Here is an 11,779-nt window from a genome sequence, read left to right on the forward strand (position 1 = left end):
CCCATTTCTCCATCAAAACAGAAATAATTTCGCTGACGCCGGAGGCCCCCACGTCAGCTTTCGCTTGATTGTGACCCCCAGCCCCTCCAAATGGGAAATAATTCCGTTTTCGAGGGTTTTCGCGATGTTTGAGTCTTTCGGCTTTGAAGAGACGACAGCAAAAGAGGCGTCCGTTCTGCTGGCGGCGCTCATCGGGCTGGCGTTTGGCGTCTTGGCACAGCGCACGCGCTTTTGCTTTCGCCGCAGCCTCGTGGGCGAAGACCGGCGTCAAGCGCTCGGGGTCTGGCTCACCGCGTTGGCGCTGGCGGTGATCGGCACGCAGGCCGCCGTGGCCGCGGGTTGGATCAGTTTCGACGCGCATCGCTTTATGACCAGTGACGTGCCGTTTCTGGCGATTGGCATCGGCGGGCTGCTGTTCGGCGCGGGCATGGTGCTCACACGCGGCTGCATCTCGCGCCTCACGGTGCTGACAGGCGGCGGCAACCTGCGCGGGGCGCTGGTGGTGCTGGTCTTTGCCGTGGTGGCCCATGCCACACTCAAAGGGGTTCTGGCCCCGCTGCGCGTGGCGCTTGGGTCCGTGACCGTCGACATGGGCGACAGCGTGAGCCTTGCTGCCCTGCCCGGCGGTGCGCTGGTTTGGGGCGGTCTGATCGCCGTGGCGGCGCTGGCCTATGCGCTGCGCTCGGGCAACCGTCCGGGGCAACTGGTAATGGCCGGTTTGATCGGGCTTTTGGTGCCTGCCGCATGGGTCGGCACCGGGTATATCCTGCTGGATGAATTTGACCCGATCGCGATGGAGAGCCTTAGCTTCACCTCCCCCTCTGCCGATACTCTGTTCTGGACCATCGCCAGCAGTTCGATCCCCGCGGGCTTTGGCACCGGGCTTTTGGGCGGCGTGTTTGTCGGCGCGCTGGTCGCCAGCCTGATCGCACGAGAGTTTCAGTGGCAGAGCTTTGACGCCCCGCGCCAAACCGGACGCTACCTGACCGGGGCGGCCATGATGGGCGTGGGCGGTGTGCTGGCCGGGGGCTGCACCTTGGGCGCGGGCCTTTCGGGTGTCCCCACGCTTTCCGTCGCGGCCATCGAGGCCATCGTGATGATCGCACTGGGCGCGCTTGCCATGCAGGCGTTGCTCAGCCGATCTTCCGCCGCAGGTGGCGCAGCGTCCACCACACGCCAAGCACAACCGGCACGGTGACCACGGCGGTCAGCAGCCCCTTGCTGACCGCCAGCGGCTCTGCCAGCGGGTAGAGCAGATAGCTGACCAGTGAAACCGCGTAGTAGCTGATCGCCACCACAGACAGCCCCTCGACCGTATGCTGTAGCCGCAATTGCAGGTCGGCGCGGCGGTCCATGCTGGCAAGGATCGCTTGGTTCTGGGCCGAGCGTTCCACATCCACCCGCGTGCGCAAAAGATCCGCGGCCCTCAGCGCGCGGGCTGCGATGGTCTGCAGCCGCGTCTCGGTAGATTTGACCGTGCGCATGGCGGGCGCATAGCGGCGCATCATGAATTCCCCAAACCCCTGCCGCCCCATGAAACGCGCCTCGCGCAGGGCCGATATACGTTCATAGACGATGGCCTCATAAGCGCCCGTGGCGGCGAAGCGATAGGCGGTCTCCGCCGTCAGCGCCTCTAGCGCGACCGAGACATCCAGCAGCGCATGCAGCGTCTCTTCTGCCGCCGTGCCCGCCCCGCTGCGCATCGCCCCCATGAGGGTCGACAACTGACCATCCAGATCATTCAAGGCCGCCGCCATGTCGCGCGCCTGCATGAAGCCCAGCATCGACATCGCCTTATAGGTCTCAATCTCGCACAGCCGCTGCACGATCCGCCCAATCCGCCGCTGCCCGGTCGCCGCGTCGGTAAAGAGTGCCAGCCGCAGATGGCCAGCGGGATCAATCCGAAAATCGCTGGCAACCACCGCTGCCCCGTCGAGCACCTCTGCCACGGCGAGGCTCTCGGGCACGAACCAGTCTTGCAGGTGACCCGCGATCTCTTCGTCCTCCTCTGGCTTCGGCAGGACCGCAAGCAAGGCCGAGGTGATCCGCTCCCCTTCTATGTCGGCCAGCCAATCATCGGGAAAGGCGGCGAAATCCGCAGCGGCGAAAGGCAGGCTTCGGCCAGTGGGGGCGATCACCGTATAGGTAACGAATTCGGTATGCTGCTCCCATTTCAGCGTGAAGCGGCCCATTTCCCCATAGTAGTGCGTGGCCGAAGCATCGGCGCGCGGCGCGCCGTAATGGGCCAGCAGCGCGTTCAACTCAGCCTGCGGTGCGGCATCCGGCGACGGTTTCACCGCAAGAAAGGCGACCCGCGAGGGCGCGGCGAGCTGCGGAAACGGGCGTGCGTGCATTTCGCCGGTGAGGGCAAGGCGCTGCGGGTGGTCTTTGATCGGGGCCATGAGGGGTTCCGCTGCTGGAGAGAGTTTCTTCCTCCAAGAATAGCGCTATCGCCGCCGATGAACAGAAGAAGAATACGCCTTTTCAGATACTTACTGCATACCGACGTATACCGCCCCTAGAAACGGCAAACGCCCCACCGTTTCCGGCGGGGCGTTTAAGATGTATAGGTCGGGAATTTTTTAAAAATTCCCGGTCGTTTTCTTTTAAAGAAAACGATTAGTCGATCAGCGGCAGCAGCTTGTCGAGGCTGGCCTTCGCGTCACCGTAGAACATGCGCGTGTTCTCTTTGAAGAACAGCGGGTTCTCGATGCCCGAATACCCGGTGCCCTGCCCGCGCTTGGAGACGAAGACGGTTTTCGCCTTCCAGCATTCCAGCACCGGCATGCCAGCGATGGGGCTGTTGGGGTCGTCTTGCGCCGCGGGGTTTACGATGTCGTTGGAGCCAATGACGATCGCGACGTCGGTCTCGGGGAAATCGTCGTTGATCTCATCCATCTCCATCACAATGTCATAGGGCACTTTGGCCTCGGCCAGCAGCACGTTCATGTGACCGGGCAGACGGCCCGCCACCGGGTGGATGGCAAAGCGGACGTTCTTGCCACGGGCGCGCAGCTTCTTGACCAGATCGCTGACCGCGCCTTGAGCTTGAGCCACCGCCATGCCGTAGCCGGGGATGATGATGACGCTGTCGGCCTCGTTGAGCGCCTGTGCGACACCGTCGGCCTCAATCGCCACCTGCTCGCCTTCGACCTCCATCGCCGGCCCAGATGTCCCGCCAAAGCCGCCCAATATCACGCTGACGAACGAACGGTTCATCGCTTTACACATGATGTAGCTCAGGATCGCACCCGAAGAACCGACCAAGGCGCCAACCACGATCAACAGATCGTTGCCAAGCGAGAAGCCAATCGCCGCCGCGGCCCAGCCGGAGTAGCTGTTCAGCATCGACACAACCACCGGCATGTCAGCACCACCGATGCCCATGATCAGGTGATACCCGATAAAGAGCGCCGCCAGCGTCATGATGAACAGCGGCAAGAAGCCCCCGGTGTTGAAGTACCAGATCAGGCAGATCAGCGAGAGCGCTGCCGCACCGGCGTTGAGCATGTGACCACCCGGCAGTTTCGTCGCTGCCGAGCTGACGCGGCCCGCCAGTTTGCCATAGGCGATGACAGAACCGGTAAAGGTCACGGCACCAATGAAGATGCCGAGCACCAGTTCGACCCGCAGGATCGCGATCTCGACACTGTCCTTCTTGGCCAGCAGCGCCGCGAAACCTTCGGTGGAGGCGCGCGCCACCTCGTCCATCGCCATTACGTTGCCCAGTTCGATATGGGCGTTATAGCCCACGAAGACCGCCGCCAGACCAACAAGGCTGTGCATCGCCGCGACCAGTTCCGGCATCTGCGTCATCTGCACGCGGGTGGCCAATTGGTAGCCGATCGCGCCACCGGCGGCGATCAGGATCAGCGAGAGGAGCCAGAACCCCGCCCCCGGCCCGATCAGCGTGGCGACAACCGCCAGCGCCATGCCGGCGATACCGTACCATACCGCGCGTTTCGCGCTTTCCTGCCCCGACAGACCGCCGAGCGACAGGATGAAGAGAACCGCTGCGACCACATAGGCCGCTGTCGTAAATCCGTATTCCATGATGCTCGCTCCTTCAGGATTTCTGGAACATGGCGAGCATGCGCCGTGTCACGAGGAAGCCGCCGAAAATGTTGATCCCACACATGAAGACCGACAAGGCAGCAAGAAGGATCACCAGCCACGAGCCAGAGCCGATCTGCATCAGCGCGCCCAGAATGATGATCGAGGAGATCGCGTTGGTCACCGCCATCAGTGGCGTGTGCAGGCTGTGCGCCACGCCCCAGATGACTTGGAAACCGACAAAGACCGCCAGAACGAAGACGATGAAGTGCTGCATGAAGCTGGCGGGTGCGACGAGGCCGACACCGAGCAGCAGCGCCGCGCCTACGGCCAAGAGCGTGACTTGGTTCTTGGTCTGCGCTTTGAAAGCAGCCAATTCGTCAGCCCGTTTCTCTTCCGGGGTCTTTTCTTTAACCTTTTCCTTCTTCGGCGCGGCCGCGATGGCTGCGACCTTGGGCGGTGGCGGTGGGAAGGTCACTTCTTTTTCGTGGGTGATGGTCGCGCCCCGGATCACGTCATCTTCCATATCGTGGTTGATGACACCGTCTTTCTCGGGCGTCAGATCCGTCATCAGGTGGCGGATGTTGGTGGCGTAAAGTGTCGAAGCCTGCGTCGCCATGCGCGAGGGGAAATCGGTATAACCGATGATCGTGACACCGTTGTCGGTGACGATCTTCTCGTCCATCTTGGTGAGCTTGCAGTTGCCGCCCTTCTCTGCCGCGAGATCGACGATCACGGAGCCGGGCTTCATCGCCTGCACCATGTCCTCGGTCCAAAGCTCGGGTGCTTCGCGGTTGGGGATCAGCGCCGTGGTGATGACGATGTCCACATCAGGCGCCAATTCGCGGAACTTGGCCAATTGCGCTTCGCGGAATTCGGGCGAGGAAACAGAGGCATAACCGCCCGAAGCCGACCCATCGGCCTGTTCTTCTTCAAAGTCGAGATAGACAAACTCAGCGCCCATCGATTCGACCTGTTCGGCCACTTCGGGGCGCACGTCGAACGCGAGCGTGATGGCACCCAGCGAGGTCGATGTGCCGATGGCGGCAAGACCCGCAACACCCGCGCCGACGACCAGCACCTTGGCCGGGGGCACCTTGCCCGCCGCCGTGATCTGCCCGGTGAAGAAACGGCCAAAGTTGTTGCCCGCCTCAATGACCGCACGGTAGCCCGCGATATTGGCCATGGAGGACAGCGCGTCCATCTTCTGGGCGCGGCTGATGCGCGGCACCATGTCCATCGCCATGACGGTCGCGCCTTTGGCGGCGGCGGCCTCCATCAGCTCTTTGTTGCCCGCAGGGTTGAACATGGAAATGAGCGTCTGGCCCGCGCGCAGGCGCTTGACCTCGGCGTCAGACGGAGGGCGCACCTTGGCAACCACATCGGCGGCCTTGTAGAGAGCAGCGGCGGTGTTCACCACCTCGACGCCTGCGCCCTCATATGCGGCATCGTCAAAGCCCGCAGCCGCACCGGCGCCGGTTTCGATGACGCATGTATGCCCAAGCTTTTGCAGTTGCAGCGCGCTGTCCGGCGTCATTGCGACCCGGTTCTCGCCCTCAAATATTTCCTTTGGTGTCCCGATCTTCAAACCAAGAGTCCCCCTTTGCTGGCCCGTCACGCCGCTTTGGCGCAACTTTGTTAGTCAGAGCGATAGCGCGCGCGCAGCAATAGTACAAGCAAACCGCTACGTGAAACGGAGCAAAATTGCTGCGCTGCGACACCGAGAGAACGGTTTGCTGTTTTCGGAGCGGAGATAGAACAGCCGTTCTACACCGCGACAATGGCATGGCCCGAAGGCCATACCAAATCGCCGACCCAATGCGTGGGTATCAGAGACCCGGGATCAGCCGGGCCAACCCGCGCTGGTCAAAGGTGGTCCCACGATCTGCGCCAAAGGCGATCTCGCCGCCCAAACCGACGAAGGGTTCAGAGACGTTCACGCCGCCCGCTTCGGCCTTGGCCGAGCCGACCTCAAGGAACAGGTTGGTGTTAACCGATACGTCGCGGTCAAGACGGATTGCGAACCGGGACAGATCGCCGGTGTCATCGTCGGCCATGTCATAAGAGCCTGTCAGGCCAAAGCCCTCCTGCATCTCATAGCGGGCTTTGATACCGCCAAGCGTGGCATCGCCCAGATCCGCGTCGACATTGGCGATATAGCCCTCGAACTCCCATTCGCGGACTTCATAGCCAGCCTCGATCCCAAAGATATCGGCCTCATCGCCTTCGACGTCTTCAAAGGTGTAGAAAGCGCCGAAAGAGGTCGCGTCGTTCAGGTGATAGATGCCGTGCAGACCCAGCAGCGTGCTGTCGATATCGGTAAAGCCAAAATCATGATAGGCGGCATCGATTTGCAGGCTGAAATCGCGGTTGAACCCCAGTTCCATCGCGCCTTCGAGACCCCAGTGGTTAAAATCGGTGTCTTCGGCGAAGGCCGAATAAGACAGCCCGACCGACCCGCCGGTGACTTCGACGGCGCCTGCCGTTGTCGCGCCCAATGCAAAGGACGCGGCCAGCGCCAGTGAGGAAATTTGCGAAAAATTCATGATACTGCTCCAATACAAAACAAGGCCCTGTGATCAGGTTACCTGCTGCAACCTGTGAGGGAATGTTCGCGCGGCTGCAAGGGTGGCTGTGCCCGCCCCAGATAATTGTGTCTGCGCCGCCACTACCCTGCGCCCCTCGCCTGTGCTGCCCCTCAAATAACGCCCCGTCATCCGAAGCTGCCTCTTGTCCTGCCGCCGCCAGCGCGCCACCCTGCCCGCAAAGGGGAGGCATTATGACATTGCAAGACAAACACGCATTCATCACCGGCGGTGGCACCGGCATCGGGCTCGCCATCGCGCAGGATCTGGCGGCCAAGGGGGCGCGGGTCACCATCACCGGGCGGCGGCAGGAGGTGCTTGACGCAGTGTCGGGCAATGGCATCACCGGCATGGCGATGGATGTCCGCGACGAGGCGCAGGTCATCGACACGATCGCCCGCGCGGTAGAGGCCAACGGGCCGGTGCAAATCTGCGTGGCAAACGCAGGCGTGGCCGAGGGGCGATCGCTGCATAAAACCGACCTCGATTTCTGGCGCGACATGATGGCGACCAATCTCGATGGCGCCTTTCTCACCATCCGCGAGAGCCTGAAATCCATGCGCCAGACCGATTGGGGCCGGGTGATCGCGGTGTCCTCCATGGCGGGGCTGCGCGGGCTGCCGGGGGCGGCCTGCTACTCGGCCTCGAAACACGGGATGATCGGGCTGATCCGCTCGCTCAGTGAGGATTACATGGGCCAGCCCTTTACCTTCAACGCCCTCTGCCCCGGCTATGTCGATACCGAAATCATCGCGCGCAATACTCAAGCGATCTCCAAACGCGCCGGGCTGTCCGAGGAAAAGGCCCGTGATGTCATGGTCAACGCCAACCGCCACAAACGCCTGATCGCCCCGTCTGAAGTGGCGGCGGCAGCGGCTTGGCTGGTTGGCGAAGGCTCGGAAAGCGTCAACGGCCAGTCGATCGAGATTGCGGGCGGGCAGATGTAGCAGCGTTAAGGGGAGTTTAACCAAGCTGCGCCAAACATGGGGCCATGAGAGACCGCATTTCATCCCATGGCCCGAACAGCTATTTCTTTACCCTGCGCCTTGCAAAGCGGGACGATGACGCGCTGTTGCGGCATATCACGGCCCTGCGCCAAGCGATGCGCGAGACTTTGGCGCGCAGGCCGTTCCGGATTGATGCCATCGCGGTCCTACCGGATGTGATCCACACGGTTTGGACCCTGCCCCCGAATGATAATGACTACGGCAACCGCATCGGCATGTGGAAGGGGCGCTTTTCCAGACACCTCCCCCCAGCCCCACATCGCAGCCTGCAGCAGATCAAACGGAGGGAGAAGGGGATATGGCAGCGGCGTTTTTGGGAGCATCGGATACGCGATCACGCGGATTTCGAGCGGCACTGCGATCTGGTGCACCTCAGCCCGGTGCATGCAGGATATTGTCAGCGACCAGAGGGGTGGCCCTACAGTTCCTATTCCCGCGCCTTTTCTCGTGAGGTCCCGCCGCAGGATCGGAGGGCGGACCATCCGGCGGAGGAGGCGGTCTTGGACGATGATGTAACGCCGCTCAGTCACATGATGACACCCGCGCCCCCGAACCGCCTGCACAGTTGACTTGCTTGGCGGCAGATCACAGTGGCAGCCGGTATCGTGGCCCCATCTTTCATGGCCCGTTTTCGACAGGGGGTTGCGGTCGTCTCGTCATGCGGCACTGCGCGCGGCATCCCCGCAAGAGAGGTATCAACCCGACAGCGCCCGCAATATGCGCGGCCCGCGCTCATTCAGTGAGGGCCGCGCGCGCCCCGTGAGACCCGCGCGGTCAGCCGCCCAGTTCTATTGCGCGGCAGTCATCACCGGCAGGGCCGAGCCATCCGCGGCCCAAGCCCGCACCGCGGCACCGAAATGTTCAAACAACGGGCGCGAGACCGGGTCACTGGCCGCGTTCCACTCAGGATGCCATTGCACCGCGAGGGTAAAGCCCGGCGCGTCTTTGATGTAGATCGCCTCGGGCGTGCCGTCATCCGCGTGGCCGTCGATCACCACGCGCGGGCCGGGTTCCTTGATCCCCTGCCCGTGCAGCGTGTTGGTCAGCACCTTCGATGCCCCCATCACGTGATGGAAAACACCGCCTTCGGTAAAGCTCACGTCATGGCGCAGCTCGAATTTCTCTTCCATGGTGCCATCGGGGGGCATCCGGTGGTTCATCCGCCCGGGCAGCTCGCGAATCTCAGGGTAGAGCGACCCGCCCATCGCCACGTTCACCTCTTGAAAGCCGCGGCACAGCCCGAGGAACGGTTGGCCGCGCGCCACACAGGCGCGCACCAGCGCCAGCGCCACGGCATCGCGGGCGCGGTCAAAAGCACCATGGGCCTCTGTCTCGGGTTCACCGTATTCTTCGGGATGCACATTGGGGCGCCCGCCGGTCAGCAAAAAGCCGTCGCAGACCTCCAGCAATTCCTCGACCGAGACAAAGCGCGGATCGCTCGGCACGATCAGCGGCAGGCAGCCCGACACCTCGGCAATCGCTTCGGTGTTCATCTGCCCGCCCGCGTGGACGGGGTATTGATCGTTCAGCAGGTAGGAATTGCCAATGATACCAACGACGGGTCGGGCCATGAGTTACCTCTTTTTCACCATGGCCCGAACATAGGCGCTTCGCGCCGCGGCCTCAACCTCGGCTCTGCGCCTTCAACTCCAAACGCCGCGCGTGCAGCACCGGTTCGGTATAGCCCGAGGGCTGTTCGCGCCCCTTCAGCACCAGATCGCAAGCGGCCTGAAAGGCCACCCCGTCAAAGCCGGGCGCCATGGGACGATAGCTGGGATCGCCCTCGTTTTGACGGTCCACCACGGCTGCCATTTTTTTAAGCGCAGCCTCGGCTTCTTCGCGGCTGATGACGCCGTGATGCAGCCAATTCGCCAGCGCTTGGGCCGAGATGCGGCAGGTGGCGCGGTCTTCCATCAGGCCCACGTCGTTGATGTCGGGCACTTTGGAGCAGCCGACCCCTTGATCAATCCAGCGGACGACATACCCCAAAATACCCTGCGCATTGTTCTCAATCTCGCGGGTGATTTCTTCGGTGCTGAGGTTGCGGCCTTCCAGCACCGGGATGGTCAACAGCGCGTCGAGCGTGCCGCGCGCGCCGCCCTCTTTGATTTCTTCTTGCCGCGCCAACACGTCAACCTTGTGGTAATGTGTGGCATGTAGCGTGGCCGCCGTGGGCGATGGCACCCATGCGCAGTTGGCCCCGGATTGGGGGTGGCCGATCTTGGCCTCCAGCATCTCGGCCATGCGGTCGGGCATGGCCCACATGCCCTTGCCGATCTGCGCCCGCCCCTGCAATCCGCAGGCAAGGCCTATGTCGACGTTGCGATCTTCGTAGGCAGCGATCCAAGCGCTGTTCTTCATCTCGCCCTTGGGCACCATCGGCCCGGCTTCCATGCTGGTGTGGATTTCGTCCCCTGTGCGGTCAAGAAAACCGGTGTTGATAAAGGCCACACGATGTTTCGCGGCCCGGATACATTCCGCGAGGTTCGCGCTAGTGCGGCGCTCTTCGTCCATGATGCCCAGCTTCACGGTATATTGCGGCAGGCCGAGCGTCTTTTCCACATGGGTGAAAATCTCATCGGCAAAGGCCACTTCCTCGGGTCCATGCATCTTGGGTTTCACCACATAGACGCTGCCGGTGACCGAATTGCCGCCTTCGCGCTTAAGGTCGTGGATCGCGATCAATGTGGTGATCATGGCATCCATCAGCCCTTCGCCGATCTCATGCCCCGCGCGGTCGAGCACGGCGGGATTGGTCATCAGATGTCCGACATTGCGAACCAGCATCAAAGAGCGGCCCTTCAGCGTCACTTCACCGCCATCCGGCGCGGTATAGCTCCGATCATCGGCCATGCGGCGGGTGACGGTCTGGCCACCCTTTTCAAAGGTTTCTGCAAGATCGCCCTTCATCAGCCCCAGCCAGTTGCCATAGGCCAGCACCTTGTCCTCGGCGTCCACCGCCGCGACGCTGTCTTCGCAGTCCATGATGGTCGACAGCGCGGATTCGATGACCACATCGGCGACGCTGGCGGGATCGTCTTTGCCAATCGCATGGTCCGGGTCGATCTTGATCTCAATATGCAGCCCGTTGTTGCGCAAGAGCATCGCATCTGGCGCTTCTGCCGCGCCCCGGTAGCCTGCAAACTGCGCCGGATCGGCCAAACCGCAGGGGGCCGCATCCTGAGACATCACACCTTCGAGATGCCCGTCCACAACGCGGTAGCCCGCCAAATCTGCGTGTCTGCCCGCAGAGAGCGGCACCGCGTCATCCAAGAAAGCTTTTGCCCGCGACACCACCCGCGCACCACGGTCGACGTCATACCCCTTGCCCATCGGCAGATCACCCAGCGCATCGGTGCCGTAGAACGCATCATAAAGGCTCCCCCAGCGCGCATTGGCGGCGTTGAGCGCGAAACGAGCATTGGTGATTGGCACCACAAGCTGCGGCCCGGGCACCTGCGCGATCTCGGGGTCGACGTTCTGCGTTTCAATCTGAAAATCTGGCCCTTCGGGCAAGAGGTAACCAATCTCGCGCAGGAATGCGGTATAGCTTTCCGCGTCGTGCGGCTGACCCGCGCGGGTGCGGTGCCAGTCGTCGATTTTGGCCTGAAGCTCGGCACGTTTCTCGAGCAGCGCGCGGTTCTTCGGCCCCAGATCATGCACGAGGTCCGACAGGCCCGCCCAAAAAACATCCGCTTCTACATCGGTGCCCGGCAGGGCCGATCCATCAATGAACTCAACCAGTTCGGGGTCTACCTGCAAACCGTTTTTGTCAATTCTACCCGTCATTCTCTGCCCTCTCCCGCACTGAATACCTTTGCGAAATGTCTAGCAGAAAGGCAAAGCGGCGCAAGCGCGTGAAGGACGGCGAGGCACGGCGTTATTTTACCGTCGGTTCTGGGGTGGCGATCACAGGCTCGGCGTCCGCCGGGCCGTCCACGGGCTGCACCTCTCCTTCTGGGGAAGGGTCCGTGGCCTGCAACACCGCGTAAACGATGCCAGCAATCATCAATAGCGCGCCCGCGATGATAGCGGTTTTGATACCGATCAAAGCGGGGCGATGACGTTTCTTCTGCGTTTCGGTATCGTTGTCGGGGGCGGACATGGATACACCTCATTGCTCGAAGTTGGGGC

The 11,779-nt window shown here is 62.3% G+C and carries 10 protein-coding genes; 3 read left to right on the top strand and 7 right to left on the bottom strand.

What is annotated here, in order from left to right; all coding sequences use genetic code 11:
- Positions 1-124 precede the first annotated feature (124 nt).
- Positions 125-1,198 carry a YeeE/YedE family protein gene (locus tag B5M07_RS11130; protein WP_120351351.1) on the top strand — a complete coding sequence of 358 codons (1,074 nt, stop codon included), beginning with the start codon at positions 125-127 and terminating at the stop codon, positions 1,196-1,198.
- Here the strand turns inward: B5M07_RS11130 and B5M07_RS11135 are convergent.
- The 4 genes from B5M07_RS11135 to B5M07_RS11150 form a co-directional block, all read right to left on the bottom strand.
- On the bottom strand, positions 1,134-2,402 hold the full coding sequence (locus B5M07_RS11135) for a DUF3422 family protein (protein ID WP_120351352.1): 1,269 nt from the start codon (positions 2,400-2,402) through the stop codon (positions 1,134-1,136). The two genes, B5M07_RS11130 and B5M07_RS11135, sit on opposite strands and share 65 nt — an antisense overlap.
- A gap of 217 nt (positions 2,403-2,619) precedes the next feature.
- Complete coding sequence (locus B5M07_RS11140; protein ID WP_120351353.1) at positions 2,620-4,053, bottom strand: NAD(P)(+) transhydrogenase (Re/Si-specific) subunit beta; 1,434 nt, start codon at positions 4,051-4,053, stop codon at positions 2,620-2,622.
- Between the two features lie 13 nt (positions 4,054-4,066).
- A complete protein-coding gene (locus tag B5M07_RS11145) occupies positions 4,067-5,641 on the bottom strand; it encodes a Re/Si-specific NAD(P)(+) transhydrogenase subunit alpha (protein WP_067630280.1) in 1,575 nt (524 codons plus the stop codon).
- A 241-nt stretch (positions 5,642-5,882) separates the two neighbouring features.
- Positions 5,883-6,599: a porin gene (locus B5M07_RS11150; RefSeq protein ID WP_120351354.1), complete on the bottom strand. Its 717-nt coding sequence runs from the start codon at positions 6,597-6,599 to the stop codon at positions 5,883-5,885.
- 233 nt (positions 6,600-6,832) lie between these two features.
- Between B5M07_RS11150 and B5M07_RS11155 the strand changes: the two genes are divergently transcribed.
- Both B5M07_RS11155 and B5M07_RS11160 read left to right on the top strand, forming a co-directional pair.
- Positions 6,833-7,585: an SDR family NAD(P)-dependent oxidoreductase gene (locus B5M07_RS11155; RefSeq protein ID WP_120351355.1), complete on the top strand. Its 753-nt coding sequence runs from the start codon at positions 6,833-6,835 to the stop codon at positions 7,583-7,585.
- Positions 7,586-7,629: 44 nt separating this feature from the next.
- Positions 7,630-8,214, top strand: coding sequence for an REP-associated tyrosine transposase (locus tag B5M07_RS11160; RefSeq protein WP_205570859.1), 585 nt, complete (start codon positions 7,630-7,632; stop codon positions 8,212-8,214).
- A 219-nt stretch (positions 8,215-8,433) separates the two neighbouring features.
- Here B5M07_RS11160 and B5M07_RS11165 read toward each other — a convergent pair whose 3' ends face one another.
- The 3 genes from B5M07_RS11165 to B5M07_RS11175 form a co-directional block, all read right to left on the bottom strand.
- Entirely contained in the window at positions 8,434-9,216 is a 783-nt protein-coding gene (locus B5M07_RS11165) for a gamma-glutamyl-gamma-aminobutyrate hydrolase family protein (protein WP_120351356.1), read from the bottom strand.
- 52 nt (positions 9,217-9,268) lie between these two features.
- Positions 9,269-11,434, bottom strand: a complete 2,166-nt coding sequence (locus tag B5M07_RS11170) for a malate synthase G (protein ID WP_120351357.1) — start codon at positions 11,432-11,434, stop codon at positions 9,269-9,271.
- A 91-nt stretch (positions 11,435-11,525) separates the two neighbouring features.
- On the bottom strand, positions 11,526-11,750 hold the full coding sequence (locus B5M07_RS11175) for a hypothetical protein (RefSeq protein ID WP_067938439.1): 225 nt from the start codon (positions 11,748-11,750) through the stop codon (positions 11,526-11,528).
- Between the last annotated feature and the right edge of the window lie 29 nt (positions 11,751-11,779).

Source organism: Sulfitobacter sp. D7 (assembly GCF_003611275.1).
Taxonomy (GTDB): Bacteria; Pseudomonadota; Alphaproteobacteria; order Rhodobacterales; family Rhodobacteraceae; genus Sulfitobacter; species Sulfitobacter profundi.

Coding starts and splice junctions, on each gene's coding strand:
- B5M07_RS11135 (WP_120351352.1), bottom strand. CDS start 2,402: ATGGCCCCGATCAAAGACCACCCGCAGCGCCTTGCCCTCACCGGCGAA.
- B5M07_RS11165 (WP_120351356.1), bottom strand. CDS start 9,216: ATGGCCCGACCCGTCGTTGGTATCATTGGCAATTCCTACCTGCTGAAC.
- B5M07_RS11140 (WP_120351353.1), bottom strand. CDS start 4,053: ATGGAATACGGATTTACGACAGCGGCCTATGTGGTCGCAGCGGTTCTC.
- B5M07_RS11170 (WP_120351357.1), bottom strand. CDS start 11,434: ATGACGGGTAGAATTGACAAAAACGGTTTGCAGGTAGACCCCGAACTG.
- B5M07_RS11130 (WP_120351351.1), top strand. CDS start 125: ATGTTTGAGTCTTTCGGCTTTGAAGAGACGACAGCAAAAGAGGCGTCC.
- B5M07_RS11175 (WP_067938439.1), bottom strand. CDS start 11,750: ATGTCCGCCCCCGACAACGATACCGAAACGCAGAAGAAACGTCATCGC.
- B5M07_RS11155 (WP_120351355.1), top strand. CDS start 6,833: ATGACATTGCAAGACAAACACGCATTCATCACCGGCGGTGGCACCGGC.
- B5M07_RS11160 (WP_205570859.1), top strand. CDS start 7,630: ATGAGAGACCGCATTTCATCCCATGGCCCGAACAGCTATTTCTTTACC.
- B5M07_RS11150 (WP_120351354.1), bottom strand. CDS start 6,599: ATGAATTTTTCGCAAATTTCCTCACTGGCGCTGGCCGCGTCCTTTGCA.